This window comes from Streptomyces sp. NPDC048254 (assembly GCF_043201895.1).
Lineage (GTDB): Bacteria > Actinomycetota > Actinomycetes > Streptomycetales > Streptomycetaceae > Streptomyces.
Genome location: NZ_JBICZJ010000013.1, coordinates 181,509 through 196,314, shown reverse-complemented (window position 1 = coordinate 196,314; position 14,806 = coordinate 181,509). Strand labels below are relative to the sequence as shown.

Genomic DNA, 14,806 nt, shown 5'->3' with positions numbered 1-14,806 from the left:
AAACCTGTCAATGGGGTGTGCACGTGCAGGAGTTGAGGAAGTGGTCGGATGATCTGCGGGAACAGCACAGACACCGACGGCCGGCCCGCGGCACACTCCACCCGCATGTCCGGCGCCGGTTGCTCTCGACGCGGAGCCCGCCGCGAGGCAGAGTGCCCTTTCGTACCGACGAGTAAGCCTCTCTTCCGCACCCCCAGGAGCGCCCGTGACCAGCTGGGTCGGCCGGACCGCCGCCGAAATCGCCACCGCAGTACGAGAGAAGCGGGTCACTCCCCGGGAGGTGGTGGCCGAGCATCTGGAGCGGATCGCGCGGCTTGACGGGCGGATCGGCGCGTTCCGGAAGGTCCGGGCCGAGGCCGCGCTCGCCGAGGCGGACGAGGTCGCGGCCCGCACCGACCTCGACGAACTCCCGCTGGCCGGTGTGCCGTTGGCCGTGAAGGACAATCTGGCGGTGCGCGACGAGGCGCATCTGGACGGTTCGGCCGCGACGCCGGACACGCCCGCCGGCGCCGACCATGCCACCGTGGCCCGGCTGCGGGCGGCGGGCGCGGTGGTCGTGGGGCTGACGAACGTGCCCGAACTCTGCGTCTTCGGTACGACCGACGGGGTCCACGGCGTCACCCGCAACCCGTGGGACACGCTGCGCAGCGCGGGCGGCTCCTCGGGCGGCAGCGCGGCCGCGGTCGCCGCCGGGCTGGCGCCGATCGCCCTCGGCAACGACGGCATGGGCTCGCTGCGCATCCCGGCGGCCAACTGCGGTCTGGTCACCATCAAGCCGGGGTTCGGGGTGGTCCCGGCCGGGATCGGCAACGGTGACTGGTTCGGCATGTCGGAGAACGGGCCGCTGGCGACCAGCGTCGAGGACGCCCGGCTGATGCTCTCGGTCCTCGCGGGCCAGGGATTCGAGAACACCACGCAGGGCACTCCGCTGAAGATCGCCGTCTCGCGACGCAGCCCGCTGGTCGGGACGGCCGTGAGCAGGCCGTATACGAACGCGGTGGCGCAGGCGGCCGGGCTGCTGGCGGGCGCCGGGCACCAGGTACGTCGTGCCGAGCCGCCGTACCCGATGTCGATCGGCGTCACCGCGCTCCGGCACTGGACGGCGGGGACGGCCGTGGACGCGGCCGATCTGGACCCGGCGCTGCTGACCCGGCGGACCCGGGTGCACGCGGCGATCGGCCGCCGTTTCCTGAGCGGGGTCCGGGCGAGCGACTCCCGTGACCGGCTGCGCGCCCGGCTCACCCCGTTCTTCGCCGAGCACGACGTGCTGCTCACCCCGGCGCTGGCGCGCCGCGCCCCGGAGGCGGCCCCGTGGCACGAGCGCGGCTGGCTGCGCAACGCGCTGGCCGGCTCCGCCTACTCGCCACTGACCCCGGCCTGGAATCTCACCGGCTGGCCGGCGATGTCGGTGCCGTTCGGCACGCTGCCCTCGGGCGCCCCGTGCGCCGTACAGCTGGTGGCACGGCCGGGCTCGGAGGCGGTCCTGCTGGCGTTGGCCCAGACGTTGGAGACCCTGCGGCCGTGGCAGCGGACGGCACCCGTCGACTAGGGCTTCTTGGGCTCGGTCATCCGGCGGGCCGCCTCGACGACCGCCGCGCGGTGCAGGGCCAGCCGCTCCTGCGGCCAGGACTCGCTGACCTCCTTGGGGTCGACGCCCTCGGCGGCCCAGAACCAGGCCTGGGCCGCGGCGAGCACCATGGTCAGAAGGTCGTCGGGCGCCATGTCCCCATCGAGGTCGCCGCGTCGCTGCGCCTCGGCCACGAGTGCCGCCTTGTCGCGGAACGCGTCGTGTTCGAGTCCGGTGGCGGAGGGGCGCTCCAGCAGCTTCCACAGCCGCAGGCGCATCAGGTCCGGCCGTGCCACCAGGTGGTCGAAGATCGCGCCCGCGTATCCCGGCAGGTCCTCGACGTCGAACGGCACGGACTCGGCGCCCGCCGTCATCGCCCGCTGCAACACCTCGTCGAAGAGCTGTTCCTTGTTGCCGAAGTAGACGTAGATCAACCGCTTGTTCGCCCCCGCGGTCTCGGCTATCCGGTCCACCCGGGCACCGGCGATGCCGTAGGCGGCGAACTCGCTGAAGGCCGCGTCGAGCAGCCGGGCCTTGGTGGCACTGGAATCGCGTGACATGCCCACCACCCTAGCAGTAACTATCTAGTTATTGACATCGTCGGCGGGCCGGTCTACGGTCAAGGTATCTATCCAGTTAGTTATGAAATCGAGGGAACCTCATCATGGAACAGCGCGCACTCGGCGGCCAGGGTCTGACCGTCGGTGTCCAGGGCCTCGGCCTCATGGGCATGAGCGTCTTCTACGGCGCCACCGACGAGACCGAGTCCCTGGCCACCATCGACCGGGCGCTGGAGCTGGGCGTCACCCTGCTGGACACCGCCGAGAGCTACGGCCCCTTCGTCAACGAGCAGCTGCTCGGCAAGGCCCTGTCCGGGCGCCGCGAGGCCGCCGTGGTCGCGACCAAGACCGGCGTGGAGATCACCGACGACGGCCGGATGGTCGGCCTCAACGGCAGGCCGGAGTACCTGCGGCACGCACTGGAGCGCTCACTGCGGCACCTGGGCACCGATCACGTCGACCTCTACCACCTGCACCGCATCGACCCCCAGGTGCCCATCGAGGAGACCGTCGGCGCCATGGCGGAGCTGGTCGCCGAGGGCAAGATCGGGCACATCGGCCTGTCCGAGGCCTCCGCGGCGACCATCCGGCGGGCCCACGCCGTCCACCCGGTCGCCGCCCTCCAGATCGAGTACTCGCTCTTCGAGCGCGGCATCGAGCACGACGGCGTCCTGGACACCCTCAAGGAGCTGGGCATCGGCCTGGTCGCCTACTCCCCGCTCGGCCGAGGCTTCCTGTCCGGCGCGATCACCAGCCCGGACGACTTCGCCGACGACGACTGGCGCCGTACCGACCCGCGCTTCCAGGGCGAGAACTTCGACCGCAACCTCGACGTCGTCCGCGAGGTCCGCCGGATCGCGGCCGAGAAGAACATCACTCCCGGTCAGCTCGCCCTCGCCTGGGTCCAGCACCAGGGCGCGGTCGCCATCCCCGGCACCAAGCGCCGCCGCTACCTGGAGGAGAACACCGCCGCGACCGGGGTGACGCTCACCGCCGCCGACCTCGCCGCCATCGAGGCGGTCGCCCCGCACGGCGTGGTCACCGGCGACCGCTACGCGCCCGAGCACATGGGCACCCTGGGCGGCTGAGCGCCCTCCCTCCCTCCCGGACCTGCAGCTTTTCGAAAGGACCTCATCACCCATGCCCCAGCCCGCGAAGCGGTCCCGGATCTCCGTCGGCGACACGACGATCACCTATCTTCCCGACGGTTTCGGCGCCCACAACCCCGACACCCTCTTCCCCGGCGTGGACTGGACGACGCGCCCCGGCCATCTCGACGAGGGGCAGTTGATCCTCACCTTCGGATCGTTCCTGATCCAGGCCGGGGACCAGCGGATCCTCGTGGACCTGGCCACCGGGAAGATCGATGTGGACGTGCCCGGCATCGCTCACCTCGAAGGGGGCGCGCTGCTCAAGAGCCTCGCCGCCGAAGGGCTGTCCGCCCCCGACATCGACACCGTCGTCTACACGCATCTGCACCTCGACCACGTCGGCTGGACCAGCGATGTCGCCCCGCTCCCCGGCACACCGGCCGCGCACGCGCCCAGCGGTCTCACCTTCGCCCGGGCCCGCCACCTCATGTCGGAGGCCGAGTGGCGGTACTGGACGACGCGGGAAGCCGACCTGGGCGGACCGGACGCCGAGGCGGTGCTCAAGCCGCTCACCGGTGTCGTCGAGTTCGTCGCAGGCGGCGACACGATCGCGCCCGGGGTGACCGTCGAGGCCACGCCGGGCCACACCCCCGGCCATCTGGCGGTCGTCGTACGGGACGCGTCGGGCGCCGGTACCGAGGAGGTCTGGATCGTCGGGGACATCGTGCACTCCCCCGCCCAGATAGCGGACCCCGGCCTGGCCTTCGCCTCCGACGTCGCTCCCGACCAGGCCCGGCAGGTACGCGACCGGGTCCTCGGGCGGCCGGACACGGTGATCGCCGCCGGGCACTTCACGGACGAGGTGTTCGGCCGGGTCACCCGCGACGGCGACGGCCGGCGCTGGAGTCCCGCCGGCGACACACCTGCGTCCCGGTAGGCGACCGGGCCGGGCACAGCCCGGCCGGATCCACTTCTCATCTCACCGGATCAACTTCTCATCTCTGGAGACACCCGACATGTCCGTACCCGAAACCCCCCGCACCTTCACCGCCACCACCACCGCCGCCGAGGTCGTCGACGGCGTCGACCTGCACGGCCGACGGGCCGTGGTGACCGGAGCCAGTTCCGGGATCGGGGTGGAGACGGCCCGTGCGCTCGCCTCGGCCGGCGCCGACGTCACCCTGGCCGTGCGCAACACCGCCGCGGGCGACCGCGTGGCGGCCCGCCTGACGGCGGATCTGCCGCCGGAGTCGGGCAAGCTGACCGTGGCCCGGCTCGACCTGGCCGACCGGTCGACGGTCGCCGCCTTCGTGGCCGACTGGCAGGGCCCGCTGCACATCCTGGTCAACAACGCCGGGGTGATGGCGCCGTCGGAGATCACCCGCACGCCCGACGGCCGGGAACAGCAGTTCGGCGTCAACCATCTCGGTCACTTCGCCCTCACCACCGGCCTGCACCCGGCGCTGGCGGCGGCGAACGGCGCCCGGATCGTCTCGGTCAGCTCCACCGGCCATCTCTTCTCCCCGGTCGTCTTCGACGACCTGGACTACCGGTTCCGCCCCTACGACCCGTGGACCTCCTACGGGCAGTCGAAGACCGCGAACATCCTGTTCGCGGTGGCCGCCGCCGAGCGCTGGGCGGCCGACGGCATCACCGCCAACGCCCTGATGCCGGGCAACATCGCCGACACCAACCTGGCCCGGCACATGGACATGCAGCAGGTCGAGGCCTTCATCGCCTCGGGCGAACTCGCGCTGCCGCCGCAGAAGACGGTGGAGCAGGGCGCCGCGACCTCGGTGCTGCTGGCCGCCGCCCCGACGGTGGCGGGCGTCAGCGGCCGCTACTTCGAGGACGGTGCGGAGGCCGAGCCGGTCACCGAGCGGGCCGGTGCCGTCGGCGGGGTCGCGCCGTACGCCCTGGACCGGGACAACGCGGCCCGGCTGTGGACCGTGTCCGAGGCGCTCGTGGCGTGACCGCGCTCAGAGTGCGCGGTACATGATGTGCAGGCCGACCGGTCCGTGTTTCGGATGGTCGAATGCCGCCGGGACCGTGCCGATGACCGTGAAGCCGAGGGAGGTCCACAGGGCGACGGCGGGGTTGGTCTCGACGACTGCGTTGAAGACCATGGACCGGTAACCGTGTGCCCGGGCCTCGGCCAGGACGTGTTCGGCGAGAGCCCGCCCGATGCCCCGGCCGCCCTGGTCGGGGTCGACCATGAAGCCGGCGTTGGCGACGCCCGCGGCGGGGCCCCCGTAGTTGGGGGTGAGATAGGCGGAGCCGACGACGGCTCCGGTGGGGTCCTCGGCGACGTAGACACGTTTCGCCGGGCTCATCCACAGGGCGCGGGCCGCTTCCTCCGAGGTGTCGGGGTCCCAGCCGTACGTCTCGGCGGCGGCGACGATCTGGTGCCAGAAGGGCCAGATCTGCGGCCAGTCGGCCGCGGTGGCTGCTCTGATGTGCATGGGCGTGAGTCTCGCACGCCCATGCGACGGCGATCGCGGATTATCGACCGGCGGTCAGTCCACGCTCGGCAGGATGTGGGGCTCGGCGAGATCCTCCTCGTAACCCGCGAGGCGGATCGGGGCGGACCGGGCCCACACGTCGAGGCTGCCGAGCTGTCCGGGCCGGCTGCCCGAGCGCTCCGTGCGTTCCTTGGGGCGCTGCTCGCGATTCGTCTTCTCCGGTGTCACCGCGCACTCCTTATGTGTCGGTCACCCTCGGGGCGTACCGGACAGTCTGCGGTCCGGTGCCTGAGCGCCCGCTCGGGTCTGGATGGAAGGCCAGTTCGGACGCGGTGGCGCCGGTAACTCACAAGAGAGCAGGCCGTTGTCGACCGGCTTGTCCCGGGACGGACCGTGGGTGTGGGTGGGACCCCTTACTGCTGTCCGTCCCCTATAGATTAACCAAATGAGCGCGGGTCCGCTCGATAGGGAGTGCAAACAAGGTGTAACTATCGCGAGTCGCTCCGCACTCGCGGCGCCCGCAAATACACCTGTTCGTAACATGATGCACCGTTTGCGCTCCACCCGCTCAACCTAAGCTGGCGAACACATCTTCGAATGGACGGGCCGGCGCTCCCTTCACAGGCTGTGCAGTTCAGGCTGCGTTGGCCGGGTCGAAAACTCGGCATGATCCGATGGCACAGGACGAAGGCTGTCTCGCGGAAGGACTGACGCATGGAGTTGCGCAGCGTCGAGGAGCTGATGGATCTGCTGCACGCCTGCCGGCACCAGCACGCACTGCGCACCGCGGCTCTGCTGCGCCGCAGCCGCCCCGCCGACAAGGAGCTCCAGGTCGCGGGCCTGGTGCACGGCATCGAGGAACTGCTGGGCCCGGCCGACGGCGCCGCGCACGCGGTACGGCATCTGCTCGGGGAGCGGGTCTACCACCTGGTGCGCGGAGACGGCGCCCCCGCCGACGACGATGTGCTGCGGCTGCGGCAGGCCGACGAGGAGAGCCGCACCGCGGGGTTCGACGCGGGCGTACTGGAGGACTGGCGGACCGTCCTGGAACTGGTCGCGGCCCGCAACTCCCGCCTCGGGGCTGTTGACTGACGGTCCGTCATGAGACGGTACGGCGATGACGTCGTCGTACGGGCTCAGGGGCAGGGCGGCCGTCGTCACCGGCGGCACGCGCGGGATCGGGCGCGCGGTGGCCGGGGCGCTCGCGGCGGCCGGGGCGCTGGTGTGCGTGAGCGCGCGGGACGCGGACGAGGTCCGGCGTACCGCCGCGGAGCTGGGCGGGACCGGCCTGGCCGGCAGTGTCGCCGAGCCCGAGCACGCCCGGGAGCTGACCCGGCTGGCGCTGACCGAGTTCGGGCGGCTGGACATTCTCGTCAACAACGCGGCGACCAACCGCCCGTACGGCCCGCTCATGGACGCCGACCCGGGCCTGTGGCGGGAGGCGTTCGCGGTCAACGTGGAGGCACCGCTGCGGCTCACGCAGTGCGCGTGGCGGGGCTGGATGCGGGAGCACGGCGGTTCGGTGGTCAACATCTGCACGGAGGGCGCGGTTCACGTCGGCCCCGACGTGGGCGCCTACGGCACCAGCAAGGCGGCGCTGCTGCACCTGACCCAGCAGCTGGCGGGCGAACTGGCACCCCGAGTCCGGGTCAACTCGGTCTCCCCGGGCCTGGTGCGCACGGAGATGGCCCGCTTCATGTGGGAGCCACGCGAACGGGAGATCGCCGGCGGTCTGCCGCTCGGGCGGATAGGAGAGCCGAAGGACGTGGCGGGGGCGGTGCTGTGGCTGGCCTCGGACGCGGCGGAGTGGGTGACGGGAGCGGACCTCGTGGTGGACGGCGGCACGAGGGTCAGAGCGGCGCGTGTCCCCACCTGAAGGGGCGCTGGGGGTACCCCCGGCCGAAGGCTGGGGGAGGAACTGCGCGACCGGCCCCCCACGCACCCGCACCCGCGCGTCCGAGCCGGAATCACCACTTGCCCGGCTCGTAGTCCTTCAGGAAGACCCCGTACACGTCCTCGCCCTGCTCGCCGCGCACGACCGGGTCGTAGACGCGGGCCGCGCCGTCGATCAGGTCGAGGGGCGCGTGGAAGCCCTCCTCGGCCAGCCGCAGCTTGTCGAAGTGCGGGCGCTCGTCGGTGATCCAGCCGGTGTCGACGGAGGTCATGAGGATGCCGTCGGTCTGGAACATCTCCGTCGCGCTGGTCCGCGTGACCATGTTCATGGCCGCCTTCGCCGCGTTGGTGTTCGGGTGCCCGGCGCCCTTGTAGCCGCGGCCGAAGACGCCCTCCATCGCGGAGACGTTGACGACGTACGACCGTCCGCGCGCCGCCTTCTTCGCGGCCTCGGCCATGGCCGGCCGGAGCGCGCTGATCAGGATGAACGGCGAGGTGTAGTTGCAGAGCTGGGTCTCCAGGAGCTCCACCGGGGAGATCTGGTCGATGGTCTGTACCCAGGTGTTGGTGTCGACGACGTCCGGGACGAGGCCGCCCGCGTCGATGGCGGTGCCGTCGAGGTGCCGGGCGACGCTGGCGTTGCCCGCGACCAGCGCCAGGTCGGCGACCTGCTGGGCGTCGAGGCCGCTGATGCCGGCGGGCAGCGCGGCGAGGCCGTCCACGGCACCCGAGTTGAAGGCGCCGATCACGTGGTGGGCGGGGAGTTCACCGGCGGGCAGCGGGGCGCTCTCGCCGTCGACCAGGGCCGCATAGGCGGCGGGCAGCCGGCGTACGGTCTGGGTCGCGTTGTTGATCAGGATGTCGAGCGGGCCCGCCTCGGCGACCCGCTCCGCCAGGGCCACGGCCTGCGCCGGGTCGCGCAGGTCGAGGCCGACGACCTCCAGGCGGTGCAGCCAGTCCGCGGAGTCCTCCATCGCCTTGAAACGGCGGATGGCGTCCTTCGGGAAGCGCGTGGTGATCGTGGTGTGCGCGCCGTCCCGCAGCAGGCGCAGCGCGATGTACATACCGATCTTGGCGCGGCCGCCGGTGAGCAGGGCACGCTTGCCGGTGAGGTCGGCGCGGGCGTCCCGCTTGGCCCGGTTCAGGCCGGCGCAGTCCGGACAGAGCTGGTGGTAGAAGTAGTCGACCTCGACATAGCGGCTCTTGCAGGTGTAGCAGGAGCGCGGGCGCTGGAGTATCCCGGCGATCCTGCCCTCCTCGGTCCCCGAGGAGGGCAGCAGGCCCTCGGTCTCGTCGTCGATGCGCTGGGCGGAGCCGGTCGCGGTGGCCTCGGTGACCGCCTTGTCGTGCGCGGTCTTGGCGGCCCGGCGCTCCTGGCGGCGGCGCTGCTTGACCGTGCGGTAGACGCCGGCCGTGGCCCGGCGCACCGCGATGGCGTCCGGGTGGTCGACCTCCAGCTTGTCCAGTTCGTCGAGCACGCTGAGGCAGACGGCGAGCCGCTCGGGGGCGATGCCCGGGCCGTAGACCACCTGGTCCTCGGCCGTCGGGCCGTCCTGTGTCACCGTCATCGCGCTGCCGCTTCCCTGATCCACCAGCGGCGCTCCGACTCGCGCCCGCTTTCGAACAGGGAATTTTACGGAGCGCCGGGCAATACCTCCAAACCCGACCGGATCATGGACCGCAGACCGAGACCAGCGAGTCCACCTCGTCGGTCACCGCGCGGGCCAGTACGTCGAGGTCCGGGACGGCGGCCGCGTCGGCGACGAGGCCGTAGTGGACCTGGTTGCGGTAGGTGGAAATGGCGACGGCGAGGGACTGGCCGGGCGCGAGCGGGGCCAGCGGGTAGACGGCCGTGAGCGGCTGACCGCCCAGGCGCAGGCCCACGCCGGGCAGCGGGACGCTGGTGACCAGGATGTCGAACCAGAGCCGGGCGGCCTGGCCGACGAGCGGTCCGCCGAGCCGGTGCCCGAGGGCGGGCACATGGTCGGCGAGCAGCGCGACGGCACCGGCGCCCCGGTTGGGGCCGGCGTCCTTGTTGCGGACCATCGCCGTGCGGACGCGGTCGAGACGGGCGATCGGGTCGGGGTTGTCGACCGGAAGCCGTATCAGATAGCCGGAGAGCCGGTTGCCCTGTGGGGTCGCGGTGCGCGGGCGGCGCTTGGAGACGGGGATCAGGGCGCGCGGGGCGACACCCTCGGTACGGTCGCCGCGCTCCTCCAGCCAGCGGCGCAGTGCCCCGGCGACGACGGCGATGAGGACGTCGTTGACGGTGCCGCCGACGGCCTTGCGGACCCGGTGCACATCGTCGATGTCGAGGTCGACGCCGGCGATGCTGCGGGTGCCGGTGGGCTCCGAGGTCAGCGCGGCGGAGGAGCTCACCCCGAGGGCGGACAGGGCGACGGAGGCGCCGATGTCCAGGGCGCGGCCCACGTCCGAGAGCGCGCCGCGCACCAGCTCGGGCATCCTGCGCACGTCCGGCAGCGCCGGGAGCCGGCGTGTCGCCTCGATCGGGCGGGGGGCGCGCTCGGGCAGGTCGAGCGGGTCCATGACCCCGGCGGCCAGCTTGAGGGCGCGCAGCCCGTCGGCGAGGGCGTGGTGGAACTTGAACAGCACCGCGAAGGACACCCCGTCCTCGCCGGGCAGCACATGCGCCTCCCACGGCGGCCGGCCGCGCTCCAGCGGGCGTTGCATCAACCGGCCGGCGGCGGCCTGGAAGTCGGCGGTCGGGGCGTGCAGCCGGACGTGGTCGAGGGGGTCGAAGTCCGGGTCGGTCTCGCGGGCGGCACCGCCGAACCCGAGCGGCTGCCAGACGTCGCGGATGCGCATGCGCAGTCCGGGCACGGCGGCGGCGCGGGCCGCGAGCAGGTCGGCCGCGTGGGCGCCGGCGGTCGGCGAGTGTGCCGAGAAGACGCCCAGCGCGCCGAGGTGCATCGGGTGCCGGTCGGACTCGATGTTCCAGAACGCCAGATCGAGAGGGGCGAGCAGATCAGCAGTCGCAGTCATCAAAAAGGGTGCCTCGCGTCGACGGAGGGGGATCAGCAGTCAACCGCAGTCAAGCGCCGACACCTGATTACGGTCAAGTACGATCACGCTACGCTCAGTTAACAGCAGATTAAGCCCCGCCTCCTCCGAAAGAGGCGGGACTCAAGGGACACCTGAGGTCACCTCAGCGCCGGTGGCGCCGCCTCGGGTGACGTACCCCACTCTGACGGGCGCGGGCCGACCGTGAACGCCAGCGTGCGCAGGGTGCGCAGCGAACCGTTCGTCAGATAGGTCCGGCCGTAGTCCGATCCGTCGACCCGGGCCGTCTGGACGTACCGGTCGGCGGCCGAGGTGCCGGGCGCGGTCACCGTGAAGCCGCCGCTCGGCCAGTAGCGGCGGTCGAGGCGGACGTCGACCCGGTCGAAGACGGGCGTCGACAGGCCCCACGTGCCGTATCCCGGCTGGACGGGGAAGAGGCCGATGGACGACAGCACGTTCCAGGCGGACATGGTGCCGAGGTCGTCGTTGCCGGTCATCCCGGAAGGGCCGTCGGTGAAGAGGGTGAGCGCCGCGTGCACCACGTCGGTGGTCTTCCAGGGCTGGCCGGTGGAGAGGTAGGTGTACGGGGCGGTGAGGTCGGGCTCGTTCATCGGGTTGTAGACGGCCGCGTTGTAGTAGGCGTAGGCGTTGCCGTGCACCCACACCTCGCGCGCGGTCTTCTCGGGGTCGGCGAGCAGCCTGTCGTAGGCGAAGAAGGAGTCGAGCCGCCGGTTGGCGGCGTGTTCGCCGCCGATCAGGGAGATCACGCCGGGCAGGTCCTGCGGGACCAGCCACTGGTACTGCCAGGCGGTGCCCTCGTGGAAGCCGATGCCGCGGGCCGGGTCGGGGTCGCCGGTGAAGGCGCCGGAGGCGTCCCGGGCGCGGAAGAAGCCGGTGGAGGGGTCGAAGACGTTGCGGTAGTTCTGGGCCCGGGTGGCATAGCGGGCCGCGTCCGCGCCATGGCCGAGGTCCCGGGCCATCTGGGCGAGCATCGCGTCGGAGAGCGCGTACTCCAGGGTGACGGAGGGGCCGTGGTCGTAGTCGGAGTCGCCGACCTTGGTGTGCGGGCGGCCCTTGGCGTAGGGCGCGAAGCCGCCGGCGAGGTACTCGGCGTTGGCCTCGCGGCCGACGCCCTGGTTGGCGGCCGGCGGCACGCCGTCGGCGTTCTTCCGCAGCACCCGGTACGCCCGCTCTTCGTGCCCCTTGAGCAGGCCCGCCTGGTAGGCGGTGGTCAGGAACGGGGTGACCGGGTCGCCGGTCATGATGTTCGTCTCGACCGTGCCGTAGCCCCACTTGGGCAGCCAGCCGCCGTCCTCGTCGACCTTCAGCACCGACAGCGCCATGTCCCGGGCCTCACGCGGGGCAAGCAGGGCGAGCAGCTGGGCCTGGGTGCGGTAGGTGTCCCAGAGCGACCAGTTCTGGTAGTAGGTGAACCCGGCGGAGCGGTGGATCCGCCGGTCCCAGCCGGTGTACCGGCCGTCCGCGTCGTCCCCGACGTTGGGCGCCAGGAAGGCGCGGTACAGGGACGAGTAGAAGGTACGGCGGAGGGTCGCGCCGCCGCCCTGGACGCGCACCCCGCCGAGCCGCCGCTCCCAGGCGTCCCGGGCCTGTCCGCGTACCGTGTCGAACGAACGGCCGCCCTCGGCGCGCAGGTTGACCTCGGCGCCGCGCGCGTCGACGTACGACAGGGCGGTGGTCGCCTCGACGGTACGGTCCCGGGTGGCGTCGAAGCGGACATAGGCGCCGTCGGCTCCGGTACGGGCGCCGGGGGTGATCGCGGTGCCTTTCCAGGTGCCGTAGGCGGTGAAGGGGCGGCTGAAGCGGGTGACGGTGTACACGGTGTAGGGGGCGGTCTCCCGGCAGAAGCCATGGCCGGTGATCTTCGTCCGTACGGTGTGGTCGTCGAGGATCTCGACCTCGCTGCTCACCGGCTTGTGCAGCGCCTGGCCCGCGTTGAGCAGGACGTTGGCCTTGTCGGTGGCCGGGAAGGTGTAGCGCTGGACGCCGGTGCGGGCGGTCGCGGTCAGCTCGGCGCGGACACCGGAGTCGAGGCCGACGCGGTAGTAGCCGGGGCTCGCCGCCTCGTCGGCGTGGTCGAACCCGGCCGCGTACCGGGCGTAGTCCGTCTGCGTGACGTCCCCGGTGGTGGGCAGCACGGGCAGGTCGCCGCCGATGCGGCAGCCGACGCCCGAGAGGTGGACCAGGGAGAAGCCGCGGATCCGGTGCTGGGCGTAGTCGTAGCCGGTGCTGTGCCCGGTGTCCGGGGAGAGCTGCACCATGCCGAAGGGCACGGCCGCGCCGGGGAAGGTGTTGCCCTCGTCCTGGGTCCCGATGAAGGGGTTCACCAGGTCGGTGAGGTGGCCGTCGGTCGGTTCGGCGGCCCCTGCGGCGGGGGCGGTGAGCAGCGCGGACGCTGTCAGCACGCCGGCCAGGCACAGCCGTGTGCGCCGGGTCCCTCTCATGTCGGATGACCTCCGAAGGTTCGACATCGTTGTCTGCATCGTGAGGGGGGAAAGCCGCAAAGCCCGGCACATAGGGCTTTTCACGCGCAGCGCGTCGCGCGGGCGGACGGGACGGGAGGAGGCGCGACGAGTGGGGCCCGGCGCGGGAACGGCGCCGGGCCCGGGGCGGGGAGAGGGGCTACGAGACCAGCTGGCCCTTCCCGAGGGCGATCACCCCGCCCTTGGAGACGGTGTACAGCTCCGCGTCCCGGTCCGGGTTGACGCCGATGGTGGCGCCGGGCGGGACCTCGACGTTCTTGTCCAGGACCGCGCCGCGCACCACCGCGCCCCGGCCCACGACCACGTTGTCGTGCAGGATCGACCCCTGGACCACGGCACCCGGGTCGACGCGCACGCCCGGTGACAGCACGGACCGGGTGACCTGGCCCCGGATCAGGCAGCCGGCGCTGATGATGGACTCGCTCGCCATGCCGCCGGCGTTGAAGCGGGCCGGGGAGAGCTGGTAGGAGTGCGTGTAGATGGGCCAGCTGCGGTTGAAGAGGTTGAAGGCGGGCCGCTCGGCGATCAAATCCATATGGGCGTCGTAGTACGCGTCGAGGGTGCCGACGTCCCGCCAGTAGCCTCGGTCGCGGCTGGTCTCGCCGGGGATGTGGTTGGTGCCGAAGTCGTAGAGCTGGGCCTCGCCGCGGGCGGTGAGCTGGGGCAGTATCGAGCCGCCCATGTCGTGCACGGAGTCGTCGTCCTCGGCGTCCCGGTGCAGGGACTCGACGAGAGCCTTGGTGGTGAAGATGTAGTTGCCCATGGAGGCGAAGACCGTGTCGGGGGCGTCCGGCAGCCCCGGCGGGTCGGCGGGCTTCTCCAGGAAGGTCTCTATCGTCTGCCCGTCCGAGCCCGGGGTGATCACACCGAACGCCGAGGACTCCACGCGCGGAACGCGGATTCCCGCGACCGTGACCCCGGCGCCGCCCTCGATGTGCTGCTGGAGCATCTGCCTGGGGTCCATGCGGTAGACGTGGTCGGCGCCGAACACCGCGACGTAGTCGGGCTGTTCGTCATGGACGAGGTTGAGCGACTGCAGGATGGCGTCGGCGCTGCCCAGGTACCAGCGCGGGCCGAGCCGCTGCTGGGCCGGGACCGGGGTGACGTAGTTGCCGAGCAGGCTGGACATCCGCCAGGTGGTGGTGATGTGCCGGTCCAGCGAGTGCGACTTGTACTGCGTCAGCACGCAGATGCGCAGCACGTCCGCGTTGACGAGGTTGGACAGGACGAAGTCGACCAGACGGTACGTCCCGCCGAAAGTGACAGCTGGTTTGGCGCGGTCGGCGGTCAGGGGCATCAGGCGCTTGCCTTCCCCGCCCGCGAGCACGATCCCGAGTACCGAAGGCCCACCACGACGCATGGCCGCTCCCCTCACCCTGGTGCTCCATGCTTGCCCTCGGAGCACTCCCGCTAAGCCTGCACCTGGATCGCGTCGAACAGGCGGCCTGCCAGTTACGGCCGCTTGAGGATCTCCTCGCAACGGCGGTCCCGCCGGTTACGACTGCCTGACCCTCTCCTCGCGGCGGCGACTCACCGCCGGTCACGCCTGCTTGAGGATCTCCTCGCAGAGACGGGCTGTCCGTCACGCCTGCCTGGGGATCTCCTCGCGGAGATGGGCTGTCGGTCACGCCTGCCTGGGGATCTCCTCGCAGAGACGGGCTGTCCGTCACGCCTGCCTGGGGATCCCCTCGCAGAGACGGGCTGTCCGTCA

At 71.8% G+C, this 14,806-nt stretch carries 13 protein-coding genes; 6 read left to right on the top strand and 7 right to left on the bottom strand.

The features are described 5' to 3' along the window. The first annotated feature begins 205 nt into the window (after positions 1 to 205). Positions 206 to 1,549 (top strand): amidase, encoded by a 1,344-nt coding sequence (locus tag ACGFZQ_RS32935; protein ID WP_393843385.1) that lies wholly within the window; start codon positions 206 to 208, stop codon positions 1,547 to 1,549. Here ACGFZQ_RS32935 and ACGFZQ_RS32930 read toward each other — a convergent pair. Next, positions 1,546 to 2,127 (bottom strand): TetR family transcriptional regulator, encoded by a 582-nt coding sequence (locus ACGFZQ_RS32930; protein ID WP_351744268.1) that lies wholly within the window; start codon positions 2,125 to 2,127, stop codon positions 1,546 to 1,548. The genes ACGFZQ_RS32935 and ACGFZQ_RS32930 overlap by 4 nt on opposite strands. Positions 2,128 to 2,231: 104 nt before the next feature. Here ACGFZQ_RS32930 and ACGFZQ_RS32925 point away from each other — a divergent pair, with 104 nt between their 5' ends. From ACGFZQ_RS32925 to ACGFZQ_RS32915, 3 genes are all read left to right on the top strand, one after another. Then, positions 2,232 to 3,215 (top strand): aldo/keto reductase, encoded by a 984-nt coding sequence (locus tag ACGFZQ_RS32925; RefSeq protein WP_393843384.1) that lies wholly within the window; start codon positions 2,232 to 2,234, stop codon positions 3,213 to 3,215. A gap of 52 nt (positions 3,216 to 3,267) precedes the next feature. Continuing rightward, positions 3,268 to 4,155, top strand: coding sequence for an MBL fold metallo-hydrolase (locus ACGFZQ_RS32920; protein WP_393843383.1), 888 nt, complete (start codon positions 3,268 to 3,270; stop codon positions 4,153 to 4,155). A gap of 79 nt (positions 4,156 to 4,234) precedes the next feature. Then, a complete protein-coding gene (locus tag ACGFZQ_RS32915; protein WP_393843382.1) occupies positions 4,235 to 5,191 on the top strand; it encodes an SDR family NAD(P)-dependent oxidoreductase in 957 nt (318 codons plus the stop codon). Between the two features lie 6 nt (positions 5,192 to 5,197). Here the strand turns inward: ACGFZQ_RS32915 and ACGFZQ_RS32910 are convergent, their stop codons facing one another. Together ACGFZQ_RS32910 and ACGFZQ_RS32905 are read right to left on the bottom strand one after the other, a co-directional pair. Continuing rightward, entirely contained in the window at positions 5,198 to 5,680 is a 483-nt protein-coding gene (locus tag ACGFZQ_RS32910; protein ID WP_351744280.1) for a GNAT family N-acetyltransferase, read from the bottom strand. Between the two features lie 54 nt (positions 5,681 to 5,734). Beyond that, a complete protein-coding gene (locus ACGFZQ_RS32905) occupies positions 5,735 to 5,908 on the bottom strand; it encodes a hypothetical protein (RefSeq protein WP_351703577.1) in 174 nt (57 codons plus the stop codon). Positions 5,909 to 6,394: 486 nt separating this feature from the next. Here ACGFZQ_RS32905 and ACGFZQ_RS32900 point away from each other — a divergent pair, with 486 nt between their 5' ends. Further along, positions 6,395 to 6,772, top strand: coding sequence for a hypothetical protein (locus ACGFZQ_RS32900; RefSeq protein WP_393843381.1), 378 nt, complete (start codon positions 6,395 to 6,397; stop codon positions 6,770 to 6,772). 25 nt (positions 6,773 to 6,797) lie between these two features. Continuing rightward, the gene (locus tag ACGFZQ_RS32895) at positions 6,798 to 7,556 is read left to right on the top strand and encodes an SDR family oxidoreductase (protein ID WP_393843380.1); all 759 of its coding nucleotides are present in this window, start codon (positions 6,798 to 6,800) and stop codon (positions 7,554 to 7,556) included. A 91-nt stretch (positions 7,557 to 7,647) separates the two neighbouring features. On the opposite strand, the gene ACGFZQ_RS32890 is transcribed toward ACGFZQ_RS32895, so the two are convergent. The 4 genes from ACGFZQ_RS32890 to glgC form a co-directional block, all read right to left on the bottom strand. Beyond that, on the bottom strand, positions 7,648 to 9,141 hold the full coding sequence (locus ACGFZQ_RS32890) for an SDR family NAD(P)-dependent oxidoreductase (protein ID WP_393843379.1): 1,494 nt from the start codon (positions 9,139 to 9,141) through the stop codon (positions 7,648 to 7,650). Positions 9,142 to 9,244: 103 nt separating this feature from the next. Then, the gene (locus ACGFZQ_RS32885; protein ID WP_393843378.1) at positions 9,245 to 10,576 is read right to left on the bottom strand and encodes a wax ester/triacylglycerol synthase family O-acyltransferase; all 1,332 of its coding nucleotides are present in this window, start codon (positions 10,574 to 10,576) and stop codon (positions 9,245 to 9,247) included. A 158-nt stretch (positions 10,577 to 10,734) separates the two neighbouring features. Then, on the bottom strand, positions 10,735 to 13,056 hold the full coding sequence (locus tag ACGFZQ_RS32880; protein ID WP_393843377.1) for a GH92 family glycosyl hydrolase: 2,322 nt from the start codon (positions 13,054 to 13,056) through the stop codon (positions 10,735 to 10,737). Between the two features lie 178 nt (positions 13,057 to 13,234). Beyond that, a complete protein-coding gene (gene glgC, locus ACGFZQ_RS32875; protein ID WP_351744298.1) occupies positions 13,235 to 14,455 on the bottom strand; it encodes a glucose-1-phosphate adenylyltransferase in 1,221 nt (406 codons plus the stop codon). Between the last annotated feature and the right edge of the window lie 351 nt (positions 14,456 to 14,806).